Source organism: Microbacterium plantarum (genome assembly GCF_035231185.1).
GTDB lineage: Bacteria > Actinomycetota > Actinomycetes > Actinomycetales > Microbacteriaceae > Microbacterium > Microbacterium plantarum.
Genome location: NZ_CP141117.1, coordinates 1901268 through 1916961, shown reverse-complemented (window position 1 = coordinate 1916961; position 15694 = coordinate 1901268). Strand labels below are relative to the sequence as shown.

General features: G+C 68.9%; 14 protein-coding genes. 9 read left to right on the top strand and 5 right to left on the bottom strand.

Annotation, left to right across the window (positions count from 1 at the left end):
• Nucleotides 1-23: 23 nt before the first annotated feature.
• A complete protein-coding gene (locus tag VC184_RS09125; protein ID WP_282501065.1) occupies nt 24-1046 on the top strand; it encodes a 1-aminocyclopropane-1-carboxylate deaminase in 1023 nt (340 codons plus the stop codon).
• Nucleotides 1047-1051: 5 nt separating this feature from the next.
• On the opposite strand, the gene VC184_RS09120 is transcribed toward VC184_RS09125, so the two are convergent.
• Nucleotides 1052-2179 (bottom strand): class I SAM-dependent methyltransferase, encoded by a 1128-nt coding sequence (locus VC184_RS09120; RefSeq protein ID WP_323985851.1) that lies wholly within the window; start codon nt 2177-2179, stop codon nt 1052-1054.
• Between the two features lie 67 nt (nt 2180-2246).
• Here VC184_RS09120 and VC184_RS09115 point away from each other — a divergent pair, with 67 nt between their 5' ends.
• Nucleotides 2247-2642, top strand: a complete 396-nt coding sequence (locus VC184_RS09115) for a DoxX family protein (protein WP_274179570.1) — start codon at nt 2247-2249, stop codon at nt 2640-2642.
• Here the strand turns inward: VC184_RS09115 and VC184_RS09110 are convergent.
• A complete protein-coding gene (locus VC184_RS09110; RefSeq protein ID WP_269266033.1) occupies nt 2621-3274 on the bottom strand; it encodes a response regulator in 654 nt (217 codons plus the stop codon). The two genes, VC184_RS09115 and VC184_RS09110, sit on opposite strands and share 22 nt — an antisense overlap.
• Nucleotides 3271-4944, bottom strand: coding sequence for a sensor histidine kinase (locus VC184_RS09105; protein ID WP_323985849.1), 1674 nt, complete (start codon nt 4942-4944; stop codon nt 3271-3273). Before VC184_RS09105 ends, VC184_RS09110 begins: the two co-directional genes overlap by 4 nt.
• Before the next feature lie 153 nt (nt 4945-5097).
• On the opposite strand from VC184_RS09105, the gene VC184_RS09100 reads away from it, so the two are divergent.
• Nucleotides 5098-6627 (top strand): CitMHS family transporter, encoded by a 1530-nt coding sequence (locus VC184_RS09100; RefSeq protein ID WP_114588223.1) that lies wholly within the window; start codon nt 5098-5100, stop codon nt 6625-6627.
• Nucleotides 6628-6633: 6 nt separating this feature from the next.
• On the opposite strand, the gene VC184_RS09095 is transcribed toward VC184_RS09100, so the two are convergent.
• On the bottom strand, nt 6634-7647 hold the full coding sequence (locus tag VC184_RS09095) for a Gfo/Idh/MocA family protein (protein ID WP_112617948.1): 1014 nt from the start codon (nt 7645-7647) through the stop codon (nt 6634-6636).
• 51 nt (nt 7648-7698) lie between these two features.
• Here VC184_RS09095 and VC184_RS09090 point away from each other — a divergent pair, with 51 nt between their 5' ends.
• On the top strand, nt 7699-9030 hold the full coding sequence (locus VC184_RS09090; protein WP_282501062.1) for a M20/M25/M40 family metallo-hydrolase: 1332 nt from the start codon (nt 7699-7701) through the stop codon (nt 9028-9030).
• Here VC184_RS09090 and VC184_RS09085 read toward each other — a convergent pair.
• Complete coding sequence (locus VC184_RS09085) at nt 9023-9535, bottom strand: hypothetical protein (protein WP_274179576.1); 513 nt, start codon at nt 9533-9535, stop codon at nt 9023-9025. The genes VC184_RS09090 and VC184_RS09085 overlap by 8 nt on opposite strands.
• 187 nt (nt 9536-9722) lie before the next feature.
• On the opposite strand from VC184_RS09085, the gene VC184_RS09080 reads away from it, so the two are divergent.
• The 5 genes from VC184_RS09080 to mmsB all read left to right on the top strand — a co-directional run bounded on the left by VC184_RS09080 (nt 9723) and on the right by mmsB (nt 15673).
• Entirely contained in the window at nt 9723-10730 is a 1008-nt protein-coding gene (locus tag VC184_RS09080; protein ID WP_114588219.1) for a LacI family DNA-binding transcriptional regulator, read from the top strand.
• A gap of 112 nt (nt 10731-10842) precedes the next feature.
• On the top strand, nt 10843-11604 hold the full coding sequence (locus VC184_RS09075; protein WP_282501061.1) for an L-ribulose-5-phosphate 4-epimerase: 762 nt from the start codon (nt 10843-10845) through the stop codon (nt 11602-11604).
• Nucleotides 11605-11667: 63 nt separating this feature from the next.
• Complete coding sequence (chvE, locus tag VC184_RS09070; RefSeq protein ID WP_181574275.1) at nt 11668-12795, top strand: multiple monosaccharide ABC transporter substrate-binding protein; 1128 nt, start codon at nt 11668-11670, stop codon at nt 12793-12795.
• Between the two features lie 97 nt (nt 12796-12892).
• Nucleotides 12893-14422: a multiple monosaccharide ABC transporter ATP-binding protein gene (mmsA, locus tag VC184_RS09065; RefSeq protein ID WP_323985846.1), complete on the top strand. Its 1530-nt coding sequence runs from the start codon at nt 12893-12895 to the stop codon at nt 14420-14422.
• 96 nt (nt 14423-14518) lie between these two features.
• Nucleotides 14519-15673, top strand: coding sequence for a multiple monosaccharide ABC transporter permease (gene mmsB, locus VC184_RS09060; RefSeq protein ID WP_323987752.1), 1155 nt, complete (start codon nt 14519-14521; stop codon nt 15671-15673).
• Nucleotides 15674-15694: the final 21 nt, after the last annotated feature.

The following is a 15694-nucleotide window of genomic DNA, read 5'->3' as shown; positions in this document are numbered from 1 at the left end:
TCCACCCGACCCCAGGAGAACCGATGTCCCTCGCCGACTTCCCTCGTCACCCGCTCACCTTCGGACCCAGCCCCGTGCACCCGCTGGATCGCCTCTCAGCCCATCTCGGGGGTGCCCGTGTCTGGGCGAAGCGAGAAGACGTGTCGAGCGGCCTCGCATACGGCGGCAACAAGACTCGCAAGCTCGAATACATCATTCCGGATGCTCTCGCTCAGGGCGCCGACACGCTCGTCTCCATCGGCGGGATCCAGTCGAACCACACTCGCCAGGTGGCGGCGGTCGCGGCGCACCTGGGGCTGAAGGCCGTCGTCGTTCAGGAGAACTGGGTCGACTGGCCGGACGCTGTCAACGACCGGGTCGGCAACATCCTGCTCTCGCGGCTCATGGGAGCGGATGTCCGCCTGTCGCCCGCGGGCTTCGACATCGGATTCCGAGACTCGTGGAAGGAAGCGATCGCCGATGTGGAGGCCTCCGGCGGCAAGCCCTATGCGATCCCGGCGGGCGCGAGTGATCACCGCCTCGGCGGACTCGGGTTCGCCAATTGGGCGCACGAGGTGCGCCAGCAGGAAGAGCAGCTCGGTGTGTTCTTCGACACGATCGTCGTCTGCACCGTGACGGGGTCGACCCACGCCGGGATGGTGGCCGGGTTCGCCGACCTCGCGGAGAACTTCGGTGACCGTCCCCGGCGGGTCCTCGGCATCGACGCCTCGGCCACGATCGACAAGACCCGTGACCAGGTGCGCCGGATCGCGCGTCGCACGGCGGAGCTGATCGGTGTCGGCCGTGAGCTGCGCGAGGATGAGATCCAGGTTCTCGAGGGCTGGGCGGGGGAGCGCTACGGCATACCCGTGGACTCGACGGATGAGGCGATCTACCTCACGGGGCGCCTGGAAGGAGTCATCCTCGACCCGGTCTACGAGGGAAAGTCCATGGCGGCTCTGATCGACCTGGTCTCTTCCCGCGACATCCCCGCTGACTCGAACGTGCTCTATGCGCACCTCGGCGGGCAGCAGGCGATCAACGCCTACAGCGGCCGCTACCACTGAGACGGTCAGCGGCGCGTGGACACCGTGACCGTGAACTTCGGGTCTCGGGCCACCTGCCGGGTGGGGCCGACAACGCGCTCGAGCTCCGCTCGGTACTGCAGCGCGGAGTTCCAGACGCACCACAGTTCGCCGCGCGGCCGCAGCACACGCGCCGCATCGCGGAACAAGCGCGGGGCGATGCGGTCGCTCACCGCGGCACCGGAATGGAACGGCGGGTTCAGCGCGATCAGCGACGCGCTCGCATCCGGGCGCCGGGCGAGCAGGTCATCGCGTACCACCTCGACGCGCTCGGACACACCGTTGGCCCGCATCGTGGCCGCCGTGGACGCCACGGCTGCGGCCGATTGATCCGAGGCATACACGCGGACGTCGGGGTGACGGGTGGCCCACGCGGCCGCGACGACTCCCGTGCCGCAGGCGAAGTCGATCCACGGGTCGTCTGCCGTTCCGCCCGGTGCGGTCTCGGGCAGGTTCGCGAGGAGGAGTCGTGTCCCGATGTCGAGGCGCGGACCCGCGAACGCGCCGCCGTACGCGCGGATCTCGATCCCGTCGCTGCGTCCAGATCGCGCCTCGGGAAGCGTCGTCTGCGGGAGTGGACCGCGGGCGACGAGCACCCGCGACTTCCCACGCGCATGCGTGACGTCGAGGCGCTCGAAGGAGCCGCGGAGAACGTCGTTCATCGCGACCGTCATGTGCTTGATTCGCCCTCCGGCGTAGACGACGACGTCGGGGGAGGCCGCCGCCGCGATGGTGGCGGCGATGTCGGCGAGAGCATCGAGCGAGCGTGGCAGCCGAAGCAGCACGACTCGCGCGCCCGCGACGAGCGCGGCATCGAGCGGGAGAGAGGTGAATGTCGCCTGGGGGACGAGACGCTTCGCGTTCGCGGCGAGAGCGGCCTCGCCGCTGAGGGGGTCCTGGTGGACTCGGATGCCCTCGGCTCCGGCGGCCGCAGCGCCCAGGGTGAGCGCGCCGTAGCTGTCTCCGATGACGGTGACCTCGTCGGGGCCCGTTTCGGCGCGGGCAGATTCCGATTCATCCAGGATCAGGAGATCGGCGGCATCGGCGGCGACGAGACCGGGCGCTTCGACGTCGGGCCAGCGGCGGAGAAGGGAAAGATCGAGCGCGCCGGACACCCGGGTAAGCCTAGTGCGGAGAAAGCAAGGGTTCGCCGGGCGGCCGTGGAGCGCGCAGACTGAACGCATGAGAACCGCGCTCCGCTGGCTGCTCGCCGGCGCCATGATCTTCGCCGGCCTGAGCCACCTGTTCTGGGCGCGCCGTGACTTCCAGGCCCAGGTGCCTGACGCGGTCGTCGAGAAGCTCCCGATCGATCGTGATGGCGTCGTCGTCGCCTCCGGAGCGGTGGAGGCACTGTTCGGGGTGGCGCTGCTCGCCTTGCCGCGCGAGCGCTCGCGCATCGGTGCGCTGCTCGCCGCGTTCTTCATCGCCGTCTTCCCCGGCAACATCGATCAGTGGCGAAAGGGACGCAGCGCCTTCGGGCTCGACACCGATCGGCGTCGATTCGTCCGGCTCTTCTTCCAGCCCGTTCTCGTCACGTGGGCCTGGTGGTCGACGCGTCAACCGCGCGACGCTGCGTAACGGTGCTCCGGGCGGCCCGTCGATCCGTAACGCAACCGCACGTCGACGACCCCGCGCGCGGCCATCGCCGCGAGGTGGCGCTGAGCCGTCGCCCGTGAGATACCGCATTCGGTCGCGATCTCGCCCGCCGATGCCTCCCGCGCCCCGAGGGTCGTGAGGATCATCTGCTCGGTCGCCGAGCGCGTCGTGGTGGCGGGACCGCCGTGGACGATCGACAGGGCGCGATCGATGTCGTCCTGCTCCACGTCGGCGGTGTCGAGGACGTTCCGGTAGCGGGCGTACCGCTCCAGGCGCTCGCGGAGAGCGCGGGAATCGAACGGCTTGATCAGGTAGCCGATGGCCCCCGCACGCAGGGCGCGGCGCACCGTCTCGGCATCGGAGGCCGCCGACAGCACGATGGCATCGGTGTCGATCGAGCGCACGAGCTCGACGCCCTCGCCGTCGGGCAGGTAGTTGTCGATGAGAACGAGGTCGGGGCGGTGCTCGGCGATCGCGGAGCGAGCTGTGCCGATCGACCGGGCCGGCTCGAGCGCGCGGAACCCGGGAACCGCGTCGACGGCGTCGCGGTGGAGATCCGCGACGCGGAAGTCGTCGTCGACGACGAGGACCCGGAGCGGGGCTGTCGTGGTCATGAGTCGTCCTCCTCGGGGCGGGGTGCGGTCGGCTCGGTAGTCGCGGTCGTGTCGGGCGCCGCGGTGCGCAGCACGCCCGGTAGCCGGGCGGCGAAAACCGCTCCGGATGCCGCGGAGCCGCGGCCGCCCGGATCGATCAGCCACACGTCGCCGCCGAGACGGCGCGCCAGCTCGCGCGAGAGCGGCAGGCCGATCCCGCGCCCGCGCACGCGGTCGTCGCCCGGCTCCGCAGACGGCGCGAAGACATCGCGGCCGTCCGCCACACCGGACCCCGAGTCGGCGACGGTCGTCACGAGCGCGTCGCCGTCGCCGAAGAAGGTGACCTCTACCCAGCGGGGTTCGGCTTCGCGCGCCGCGGCGGCGACGGCGTTGTCGATGAGATTCCCGATGACGGCCGCGGCATCCTCGACACGCGAGAGCTCTCCGAGGACGAGGGTGTCTTCGCCGACGGCGATGCCCACTCCGCTCGCGGCTGCTTCGGTCGCTTTCGCCGCGAGGAGCGCCTGGAGGAACAGGTCGTCCACCCGCTCGATGCCGGCGACGGCGATCGGAACGCTGCCGCGCTCGAGGAGTTCGTCGAGGAACGCTCGGGCGTCGCCGACCCGCTCGGCGTCGATCAGGCCTGCGGCGACATGCAGGCGGTTCGAGAACTCGTGCCGCTGCACCCGCAGCGCCCCGGTCACGGTCTGAACCGACGAGAGCTGTTCGCCGAGCTCGGCGACATCCGTGTGATCCCGAACGATCACCACGTCCCCGAGCTCGCGGCCACCGCGCCGCACCGGATGCACGTCAACGGCCAGCACGCGGGGGCCTACGACGACACGGTGCAGCGGAAGCCCTTCCATGATCGCGGAGACGACAGCCGCGGGCAGGGGCAGAGCGGAGAGCGGCTGCCCCACGGAGCGCTCGAGACCGAGCAGCTGTTCGGCAGTCGTGGACGCGACCCGCACGACACCGTTCTCGTCGAGGGCGAGCACGCCGTCTCCGATGCCGTCGAGGACCGCGCTCTGCTGCTGCACCAGCGCGGTCAGCTCCTCGGGCTGCAGACCGAGCGTCGTCTTCTCCCAGCGGCGTCGCAGAACCGAGCCCGCGGCGATGCCGATGCCGAGTGCAAGAAGCGCGGCGATCCCGATCGCGAGAAGCACGGACGGCAGGTCGTCGAGCACGCTGCCCTCTTCGAAACCCACACTCACCTCACCCACCGGCTCGCCGCCGTCGGGCGGGAGGACGGGCACCTTGGCGCGTGCGGAGCGCCCGAGGGTTCCGACCTCCCAGTCGACGACCTCCTCGCCGCCGAGAACGCGGTCGAACGGGGTCGACACGGTCTCGCCGAGACGACGCGGATCGGGGTGGGCGAGCCGGATGCCGTGGTCGTCGGTGATCACGACGAAGAGCGCGTCCGTGCGCTCGGCGATCGCGAGAGCCGTGCTCTGCAACGATCCGCCGACGAGGTCGGCAGCATCCGGGGTACCGGGGTCGTCGGACCACCGGGCGACGGCGGTGCGCACCTCCGGGGTCGCTGCGACCGAGCGCGCGATGTTGAGGGCGCTCTCTTCCGCGGCGTTTCGCACCTGCGTCACCGCGATCACCGCGAACGCCGCCGTGCACACGAGCAGCACGGTCGCGACGACGCCGAGCTGCACGAGGAAGAGCCGCGTCGTGAAGCGCATCCGACCTCCCCTTGCTCGCGCGCAGAATGCGCAGAACACACGCTACGCGCTCAAGTCGCCGGAATGAGCCCAAGCGCGCGGGTCGACGGCGAAGCGACCTAGATTCGACCGATCGCACCGTGGGTCCGTGCGCCCGCCGACGAAGGAGTCGACATGACAAATCCTGTGAACCTCGTGGCCGCCGCCGCGGCCGAAGAGGGGTACGACCTCGCCTTCATCCCGCCCGAGGGCGTTCTCGTCGCGCTCGGGTTCACGATGGTGCTGACCTTCATGGCGCTCATCATGACGCGCCGGCTCACCCCGATGGTCGCGCTCATCATCGTGCCGACGGCATTCGGCCTCTTCGCCGGCGCCGGCCTGGGGCTCGGCGACATGATCATCGACGCCATCACGAGCATGGCGCCGACCGCGGCTCTGCTGATGTTCGCGATCATGTACTTCGGCATCATGATCGACGTGGGGCTCTTCGACCCCCTCATCCGGGTGATCACCCGCGTGCTCAAGGACGATCCCGCCAAGGTCGTGCTCGGGACCGCTGTGCTCGCGGCGGTCGTCTCGCTGGACGGCGACGGCTCGACCACGTTCATCATCACGACCTCGGCGATGCTGCCCATATACCTCCGCCTGGGCATGAGTCCCGTCGTGCTCACTTGCGTCGCGGGCCTGATGAACGGCACGATGAACATCGTCCCGTGGGGCGGGCCGACCGTGCGTGCGGCGTCGGCGCTCGGTCTGCAGCCGACCGACGTGTTCGTGCCGATGCTGCCCTCGCTCGCGGCAGGCATCGTCGTCTCGCTGACCTTCGCCTGGTTCCTGGGACTCTCGGAGCGTCGACGGCTCGCGGGCAGCATCGACACGTCCCGTCTCGGCGGGGGAGACGGCGTGCTCGGTGGGCCCAAGCTCTTCCGCGGTGCCGACCCGCGACCGGGCGCGCTGGCAACGCTGCGCACCGGGAACGTCGTGACCGTGCGCGGCCGGAAGCCCGTTCCGGCGGCGCAGTGGGTCGAGGAGCGCGACACCGCTATGGCCGACACGATGCTCGACCCGAACCGGGCCACGCTGCGTCCGCGCCTGGTGTGGGTCAACCTCGCGCTCACGCTCGTGGTCATGGTCCTGCTCGTCCTCGACCTGTTCCCGCTCGCGTACGTGTTCATGGTGGGCGCGGCGCTCGCCCTCGTCATCAACTTCCCGAAGCTCAAGCAGCAGGCGGACGAGATCGTCGCCCACGCGCCCTCCATCGTCGGCGTGGTCTCGATGGTGCTCGCGGCGGGCGTGCTCGTGGGCGTGTTGAACGGTACGGGGATGGTGGCCGCGATGGCCTCGTGGGTCACCGAGGTGATCCCGTCGCAGCTCGGACCGCACCTCGCAGTGATCACGGGCGTCCTGTCGATCCCGTTCACGTTCTTCATGTCGAACGACGCCTTCTACTTCGGCATCCTTCCGATCCTCGCCGAGAGCGCCGCGACCTATGGCATCGAGCCGGTCGAGATGGCGCGTGCGTCGATCACGGGGCAGCCTGTCCACCTGCAGAGCCCGCTCGTGCCCGCCATCCTGCTCCTCGTGTCGCTGGCGAACGTGAATCTGGGCGACCACCACAAGAAGGTGCTGTGGCGTGCGTCGATCGTGTCGCTCGTCATGCTCGCCGTCGCGGTGCTCGTGGGCGTGGTGCCGTTCGCCGCCTGAGCGGGATCACCCTTCCTGCGGGTAGCGCACGCCGATCTGATCGCGGATATCGTCGAGCACGCCCATGATCGCGACGGTCTCTGCGATCGGCAGAACGTCGCCGTCGGTCCGTCCGGCGGCGACGAGGGCCTCCGCCTCGAGGGCCTGGAACTGCATGCCGCGCCCCTCGATCTCCGAGCGGTACTCCTCGAGGATCGTGCCGTCGTGCGATACGACGCGGAAGTCGGTGGCCGCGTACCAGACGCCCGAGATCTCGACCCGCGCTTCGGTACCGACGATGTGAGCGGTGTTCGGCCCGGCCCCGCGGGAAGACGACACGGTCGTCGAGACCGCACCCGAGGGGTGGGTCATGACCGTCGCGACCTCGGCGTCGGCGCCTGTCTCCATCAGCCGCGCGAGCGCCCTCACCTGCGTCGGGAGCCCGAGGAGGTCGCAGACGAACGACACGGGGTAGATGCCGAGGTCGAGCAGCGCGCCGCCACCCAGCGAGAGATCATTGAGACGGTGCGTGGGATCGTCGGAGATCCGCTGCGTGTGATCGGCGAACACCGTCCGGACCTCGCCCAGGGTTCCGGCGGCGACGATCTCGCGCAGGCGGACCATGTGCGGGAGGTAGCGAGTCCACATCGCCTCCATGACGAGGACGCCCGCGTCGGCTGCCAGATCGCGCAGCGCCACGGCCTCGTCACGGTTGAGGGTGAACGGCTTCTCCACCAGCACGTGCTTGCCGTGCTGGATCGCGAGCGCGGCGGCGTCGCGATGACCCGGATGCGGGGTGGCGATGTAGATGATGTCGACGTCGGGGTCGGCCGCGAGCTGCTCGTACGAGCCGTGAGCGTGGGGGATGCCGTATTCCTCGGCGAAGCGTGTCGCCGAGTCCTGTGTGCGTGAGCCGACGGCCACGACCTCCCGGCCCGCTGTTCGCAGATCGCGGGTGAACGCGTGGGCGATTCCGCCGGTCGCCAGAATGCCCCATCGCAGGCCGGTGTCGGAGCTGCCGGACGTCGTCTGATTCGTCATAACGCGAGCCTAGCCAGCGGCTGACCGACCCGCGCGGCGTAGGCTCGCAGGGTGGACACCGCTGCCGTCGATCGCTTCCGCGAGCTGTTGCGGATCCCCACCGTCTCGCACGCGGAGCCGGCCTCGTCCGATGGGGCTCAGCTCGTGCGCTTCCGCGAAGCGGTGCGTCGGCTCTACCCACGCCTGCACGACGAGCTCGAGTACGAGACGGTGGGGGAGCACGCGATGCTCTACCGGTGGCGGGGCCATGCCTCGGACGCGTCGCTCGTACTCATGGCGCACTACGACGTCGTTCCGGTCGTTCCCGGCGAATGGATGCATCCGCCATTCGACGCCGTCCTGGCCGGCGAGGGCGAGGAGAGGACGATCCATGCGCGCGGTGCGATCGACGATAAGGGCTCACTGGTGGCGATTCTCGAAGCCGTCGAGGCTCTCGTCGAGGAAGGATGGCGGCCGGCGCGCGACGTGTATCTCGCCTTCGGGCACGATGAGGAGGTCGCCGGTCTCGGTGCTCCCGCGATCGTGGAGGTGCTGCGCTCCCGTGGCGTCCGGCCGGCGCTCGTCCTCGACGAGGGCGGGGCAGTCGTCTCGGGTGCCGTGCCCGGCGTCGACGTCGAGACCGCGATGATCGGCGTCGCCGAGCGCGGGGTGATGACGCTCGGGCTCACGGCGCGCGAGGCGGGAGGGCACGCGTCCACTCCGCCCCCGCTGCCGGCCACCGCGCGACTGGCGCGGGCGATCGACCGGTTGCATCGACACCCGGCGCCCGTGCGGCTCGTGCCGCCGGTGCGGGCGATGTTCCGCACCCTGGCACCATTCGCCCGCGAGCCGTTCCGCTCCATCTTCACCAACCTCTCCGTCACCGGAGCGCTGCTCGCGCGGGCGCTGCCTCGCTTCGGCGCCGAGACCAACGCACTGGTGCGCACGACCGCGGTCGTGACGGAGCTCGACGGGGCGGATGGCGAGAACGTGCTCGCCACGGCTGCTCGCGCAGCCGTCAACATCCGCCTGCTCACGGGCGACTCGGTTGCTGCGGCAACCGAGCGCGCGCGGCGAGCGATCGCCGATCCCCGGATCGAGATCGAGGTTCGCCACGGCTCGGACCCATCGCCCGTGTCACCCTGGCGCGGCGAGGGATGGCGCCGGATCGCGAGTGCGGTCGGTTCCGCTCTCGGCGAGGACGTCGTCGCCACGCCGTACCTGCAGCTCGGGGCGAGCGACAGTCGGTGGTTCACCGCGATCTGCGAGAACGTCTACCGATTCGCGCCGTTCCGGCTGACCGCCTCCGAGCGCGAAGCGCTTCACGCGCACGACGAGCGGATCCGTGTGCACGTGTGGCTTCGCGGGATCGAGTTCTACCGCGACCTGCTGCGACTCAGCTGACGGGGGAACGCCGGGGCGGCGAATCGGAGACGCCGGTGAGGAACGCGACGATCTCGTCGGCGCTCGCCGAGATCTCGGGTCCGCGACCGAAGGTCCAGCCGGCGTCGGTCGCGCGCACGGTGTGGCCTGCGATGGCGGCCCGTCGTGCGAACGGGGCGCTCGTCGAGGCCGCGAGCGCGACCGCGCCCGCGATATCGAACGGGAGCGGACGCCGGTCGCTCGGCAAACGGAGGTAGGCACGCGCGACCGCCGTGAGTTCTCGGACGCTGCGCCGTCGCCCCCGCGCGATACGGCCGGCGAGTTCGGCGAGGGAAGCGCCGTCGCCGTCGCCCGACAGGCCTGCTTCGTCGACGAAGGCGCGGCGGCGATCGAATGGAGCACCGTCGAGCGCGGAGGCTGCGAGGGCGACCACCGTCGCGATCTGCCCACGACGGTCGGAGGGGGCCGCCGCGGCGTCATCCGCCGACCGGTGACTCAAAGGCAGGAAGCGCGCCAGGTCGGACATGCGGTCAGCATACGGCGGTGTCGGGGCGGGAGGGCTTCTCGCCGCTGGTGTGACGCGAACCGCGGTCGTCACATGGCCGCGGAGCGCTCCGTGTGACTGTCACATAGAGCGGACCACGTGTTTTCGAAACCCGCGGTGCATAATGGGCACGAGCCGATGTGAACGTGCGCATCGGGCCGGAGGAACCATGAGCGAAGACGCTACGGGCCGTCGCCCGAGCATTCGCGATGTCGCGCGTCTGGCCGGTGTATCGCATCAGACGGTCTCGCGCGTGCTCAACAATCATCCGAGCATCCGCGCGGAGACGAAGGATCGCGTGCTCGCGGTCATGGCGGAACTGGACTACAGCCCCAATCGGGCGGCCCGCGCGCTCGTCACGAGCAGGTCGCACACGATCGGAGTGCTGACGTCGTCGGCGACCCAGTACGGTCCCGCGTCCTCGATCGCGGCGATCGAGGCGGCCGCGCGCGAACGCGGCTACTGGGTCTCCACCGCCAACGTCGACGCCCGGGATCCGAGCTCGATCCAGGCCGGGCTCGCGCACCTGGTGGCCCAGGCGGTCGAGGGACTCGTCGTGATCGCGCCGCAGGTGCGCGTGTTCCGTGCCCTGGCCGCCCAGCCGATCGGCATCCCGTACGTCACGCTGCAGTCCACCGAGGTGGATCCCGGCCACGCCCTGTCGGTCGACCAGATCGCCGGCGCCCGACTGGCCACACGGCACCTCATCGAGCTCGGCCACCGGTCGATCTACCACATCGCCGGCCCCCAGGACTGGATCGAGGCAGAGGCGCGGATGCGCGGATTCCTCGAGGAGATGAGCGATTCCGACATCCCGACGACGGCGCCGGTGCTAGGCGACTGGACGGCCGAATTCGGCTACTACGCCGGGCGCGAGCTGCTCCGGGTCCGTGACTTCACCGCGATCTTCTCGTCGAACGATCAGATGGCGCTCGGGCTCCTGCACGCCATCCGCGATGAGGGGCTGGACTGCCCGCGCGACATCAGCATCATCGGGTTCGACGACATCCCCGAGGCCGCGCACTTCTGGCCGCCGCTGTCGACCGTGCGTCAGGACTTCGCCGAGCTGGGGCGTCGTTGCGTGGATCTGTTGCTCGGCCAGGGCTCGGGCGAGGTGGACCCGGCGGTGCTCGTGCCCGAGCTGGTCGTTCGCTCGTCCACCGGGCCGCGCCGCTGAGTCGTCGTTATCGATCCGAGACACGCCGGGAGTTGACACTCCCGTTCGGACCGTGGCTATAGTGTCGCAATGTGAACGGTCACATCGATCGTCACACGATCGAGGCCCGCCGATGGTGGCCGGGCGAAGGAGCACTCGAGTGGCACGCAACGCAGCGATCAGCAGCGAGTACGTCGACGGCGTGAAGGTCGAAGTCGCGGTGGCGCGGGTTCGGGCCGAGGTGGCGTCGTTGCACGCGGAGCTGGTGCGTTACGGGCTGGTCGTGTGGACCGGTGGCAACGTGTCGGGGCGGGTTCCGGGGGCTGATCTGTTCGTGATCAAGCCGTCGGGGGTGTCGTATGACGAGTTGGCTCCGGAGAACATGATCGTGTGCGATCTGGACGGCAATGTGGTGCCGGGGACGCCGGGCAGTGACCGGTCGCCGTCCAGTGATACGGCGGCGCATGCGTATGTGTATCGGAACATGCCCGAGGTGGGTGGTGTGGTGCACACGCATTCGACGTATGCGGTGGCGTGGGCGGCGCGGGGTGAGGAGATCCCGTGTGTGATCACGGCGATGGCTGATGAGTTCGGGGGGCCGATCCCGGTGGGGCCGTTCGCGATCATCGGTGATGACTCGATCGGCCGGGGGATCGTGGACACGCTTCGGGGGCATCGTTCCCGGGCGGTGTTGATGCAGAACCATGGGCCGTTCACGATCGGGTCGAGTGCGAAGGATGCGGTCAAGGCTGCGGTGATGGTGGAGGACGTGGCTCGCACGGTCCACATCGCCCGGCAGGCGGGGGAGTTGCTCCCGATTCCGCAGGACGCGATCGATGCGCTGTACGACCGGTATCAGAACGTTTACGGACAGACCACCGACGACCGCCGGTAGCCCCGCACCGGGGCGCGGTCACCATTTCCCGCAAGACAGTGAAGTCACTGGAAAGGACACACAGTGAACAAGAAGTTCCTGTACGCAGCAGCGACGCTCGCCGTCGGCGCCCTGGCGCTCTCGGCATGCTCCAGCACCGGCGGCGGCGCCGGCGGCGGTGAGGGCGGCGGAGACGGCGGCCTCATCGGCGTCGCGATGCCCACCAAGAGCTCGGAGCGCTGGATCCAGGACGGCAACGCCGTCAAGAAGGCCCTGGAGGACCAGGGATACCAGGTCGACCTCCAGTACGCCGAGGACGACATCCCGACCCAGGTCTCGCAGATCGAGAACATGATCACCAAGGGTGCCGAGGCGCTCATCGTGGCCTCGATCGACGGCACGACGCTGACCGAGGCGCTGCAGAACGCCGCGGACGCGGAGATCCCCGTCATCGCCTACGACCGACTGATCAAGGGCACCGAGAACGTCGACTACTACGCGACGTTCGACAACGCGCTCGTCGGCCGTCAGCAGGCCTGGACGGTCCTGAACGGCCTCGGGCTGACCGACCTCGAGGGCAAGCCGCTCGACGGCGCGCCGGCCGGTCCCTTCAACATCGAGCTGTTCGCCGGCTCGCTCGACGACAACAACGCGTTCTTCTTCTGGGACGGTGCGATGGAGGTCCTCGAGCCGCTGATCGACGACGGCACCCTCGTGGTCAAGTCGGGTCAGACCGACATCGAGCAGGCCGCAACGCTGCGCTGGGACGGCGAGACCGCCCAGAGCCGCATGGAGGACATCCTGACGGCCAACTACTCCGACGGCACGCAGGTCGACGCCGTCCTCTCGCCCTACGACGGCATCTCGCGAGGCATCATCTCCGCGCTCGAGGGTGCGGGATACTCCACCGGCGCCGAGTGGCCGATCATCTCGGGCCAGGACGCCGAGGTCGACTCGGTCAAGGCGATCCTCGCCGGTGAGCAGTACGCGACCATCTTCAAGGACACCCGCGAGCTCGCCAAGGTCGCGGCCGACATGGCCGCCGCCGCTCTGAAGGGCGAGGAGCCCGAGGTCAACGACACCGAGACGTACGACAACGACGTCAAGGTCGTGCCCTCCTTCCTGCTGGCGCCGGTTCCCGTCGTGAAGGACAACGTGGAGTCGTCGCTCGTCGACACCGGTTACTGGACCGCCGAAGAGCTCGGTCTCTGAGCCGCGGCATCCGCCCATCCTCGGAACGGCGGCGGGAGCGAACCGCTCCCGCCGCCGCACCCGAGAAATCATCCACCCCCACAAGGAAGTCGGAGACGTGAGCGAAACCATCCTCGAGATGCGCGGGATCACCAAGACCTTCCCCGGCGTCAAGGCGCTCTCGAATGTCAATCTCGCCGTCCAGCGCGGCGAGATCCATGCGATCTGCGGTGAGAACGGCGCGGGGAAGTCGACCCTCATGAAGGTGCTGTCCGGGGTCTACCCGCACGGCGCCTACGACGGCGAGATCGTCTACGCGGGCGACACCGTCGAGTTCAAGAATCTGCGCGACAGCGAGGCGCGCGGGATCGTCATCATCCACCAGGAGCTGGCGCTCAGCCCGTACCTGTCGATCGCCGAGAACATCTTCCTGAACAACGAGCGGAAGGGCGCCGGCGGCCTCATCGACTGGAACAAGACCAACTTCGCCGCGGCCGAGCTGCTGCGTCGCGTCGGGCTCAAGGAGAACCCGACGACGAAGGTCAACCAGATCGGCGTCGGCAAGCAGCAGCTCGTCGAGATCGCCAAGGCTCTGTCGAAGGAGGTCAAGCTGCTGATCCTCGACGAGCCGACCGCCGCGCTCAACGACGAGGACTCCGACCACCTGCTCGATCTGATCCTGAGCCTGCGCGAGCAGGGCATCACGTCGATCATCATCAGCCACAAGCTGAACGAGATCAAAAAGGTCGCCGACACCGTCACGGTCATCCGCGACGGCAAGACGATCGAGACGATCTCGAAGAACGACGTCACCGAGGACCGCATCATCAAGGACATGGTGGGCCGCGACCTCGAGCACCGCTATCCCGATCACGAGCCGCAGATCGGCGACGAGCTGCTGCGGGTCGAGAATTGGACTGCGCACCACCCGCAGGACCCCACCCGCGTCGTCGTCGACGACGTTTCGGTGACGGTCCGGGCGGGCGAGATCGTCGGCATCGCCGGGCTCATGGGCGCCGGACGTACCGAGTTCGCGATGAGCCTGTTCGGCCACAGCTACGGCACCCGCATCTCGGGCAAGGTGTTCATGCGCGGCAAGGAGATCCGCACGCGCACCGTCTCGGAGGCCATCGCCAACGGGCTCGCGTACGCCACCGAGGATCGCAAGACCTACGGGCTGAACCTCATCGAGGACATCAAGCGCAACATCTCGATGGCGTCGCTGAAGAAGCTCGAGAAGGCCGGGCTGGTCGACGACAACGAGGAGTTCTCCGTCGCGAACCAGTACCGCAAGAGCATGAACATCAAGGCGCCGACCGTCCTCGCCAAGACCGGGAAGCTCTCGGGCGGCAACCAGCAGAAGGTCGTGCTGTCGAAGTGGATCTACTCCGACCCCGAGGTGCTCATCCTCGACGAGCCCACGCGTGGCATCGACGTGGGGGCGAAGTACGAGATCTACACGATCATCAACAAGCTCGCCGCAGCGGGGAAGGGGATCATCGTGATCTCGTCCGAGCTGCCCGAACTGCTCGGCATCTCCGACCGCGTGTACGCCCTCTCCGAGGGGCGCATCACCGGTGAGCTGCCCATCGCCGACGCGACTCCCGAGTCGGTCCTCAAACTCATGACCATGGAGAAGCCCCGCTGAGCGGGGCCGCAGGAGATCCTCGAATGTCTCAGAACAACGCCCCAAACCGCCGCCGGCGGCGGGCTCAACCCGACCGAGAACCGCTTCACGCGCTGGATCGGACACATCCTCGCCGACCTCGGCAAGAACGGCATCTTCATCGCGCTGATCGCGGTGGTCGCCCTGTTCGCCATCCTCACCAACGGCATCCTGCTGCGCCCGCAGAACCTGTCGAACCTGGTCGTCCAGAACGGCTACATCCTGGTGCTGGCCATCGGCATGGTGATGATCATCATCGCCGGCCACATCGACCTCTCCGTCGGCTCGGTCGCAGCCTTCATCGGCGCCGTGTCCGGTGTGTTGGCGGTCAAGATGGGGATGCCGTGGTGGCTCGCCATCGTCCTGTCCCTCCTGATCGGCGCGCTCGTGGGAGCCTGGCAGGGCTTCTGGGTGGCCTACGTCGGCATACCCGCGTTCATCGTGACATTGGCGGGCATGCTCATCTTCCGCGGTCTCGCGCTCGTGGTGCTGGGCAACGCGAACATCGGCTCGTTCCCCACCGAGTATCGAGCGCTCGGCAACGGCTTCCTGGCGGGCATCTTCGGTGAATCCGATCCCGACCTGTTCACCCTCGTCATCGGTGCGCTCGGCATCGTCGCGCTGATCGTGCAGCAGTGGCGGACTCGCGCCGGACGCCAGAAGTACTCGCAGGACGTCGAGCCGCTCGTCTGGTTCGTCGCGAAGCTCGCCCTCATCGCGGTCGTCATCGGGTGGTTCACGTGGGCCCTCGCCTCGTACAAGGGCATCCCCGTCACCCTGATCGTGCTCGCGGTGCTGGTGCTGGTGTACGGCATCGTCATGAACCGCACCGTGTTCGGCCGTCACATCTACGCGATCGGCGGCAACCGCCACGCGGCCGAGCTCTCGGGCATCAAGACGCGCCGCGCGGACTTCTGGCTGTTCGTCAACATGGGCGTGCTCGCCGCTCTCGCCGGTCTCATCTTCACCGCCCGACTGAACCTCGCCGGGCCCAAGGCCGGTGACGGATTCGAGCTCGAGGCGATCTCCGCGGCCTTCATCGGCGGTGCGGCGGTGCAGGGTGGTGTCGGCACCATCGGCGGCGCGATCATCGGTGGTCTGATCATCGGTGTGCTGAACAACGGCATGTCGATCATGGGCATCGGCATCGAGTGGCAGCAGGCCGTGAAGGGTCTCGTGCTCCTGCTGGCCGTCGCCTTCGACGTCTACAACAAGCGGCGCTCGGGCAACTGACGACCCGCGCCTGAGCGAAGC

Excerpts from the sequence above, each read along its gene's own strand:
- VC184_RS09125 (WP_282501065.1), top strand. The coding sequence starts at position 24 with ATGTCCCTCGCCGACTTCCCTCGTCACCCGCTCACCTTCGGACCCAGC.
- VC184_RS09115 (WP_274179570.1), top strand. The coding sequence starts at position 2,247 with ATGAGAACCGCGCTCCGCTGGCTGCTCGCCGGCGCCATGATCTTCGCC.
- VC184_RS09110 (WP_269266033.1), bottom strand. The coding sequence starts at position 3,274 with ATGACCACGACAGCCCCGCTCCGGGTCCTCGTCGTCGACGACGACTTC.
- VC184_RS09105 (WP_323985849.1), bottom strand. The coding sequence starts at position 4,944 with ATGCGCTTCACGACGCGGCTCTTCCTCGTGCAGCTCGGCGTCGTCGCG.
- VC184_RS09100 (WP_114588223.1), top strand. The coding sequence starts at position 5,098 with ATGACAAATCCTGTGAACCTCGTGGCCGCCGCCGCGGCCGAAGAGGGG.
- VC184_RS09095 (WP_112617948.1), bottom strand. The coding sequence starts at position 7,647 with ATGACGAATCAGACGACGTCCGGCAGCTCCGACACCGGCCTGCGATGG.
- VC184_RS09085 (WP_274179576.1), bottom strand. The coding sequence starts at position 9,535 with ATGTCCGACCTGGCGCGCTTCCTGCCTTTGAGTCACCGGTCGGCGGAT.
- VC184_RS09080 (WP_114588219.1), top strand. The coding sequence starts at position 9,723 with ATGAGCGAAGACGCTACGGGCCGTCGCCCGAGCATTCGCGATGTCGCG.
- VC184_RS09075 (WP_282501061.1), top strand. The coding sequence starts at position 10,843 with ATGGTGGCCGGGCGAAGGAGCACTCGAGTGGCACGCAACGCAGCGATC.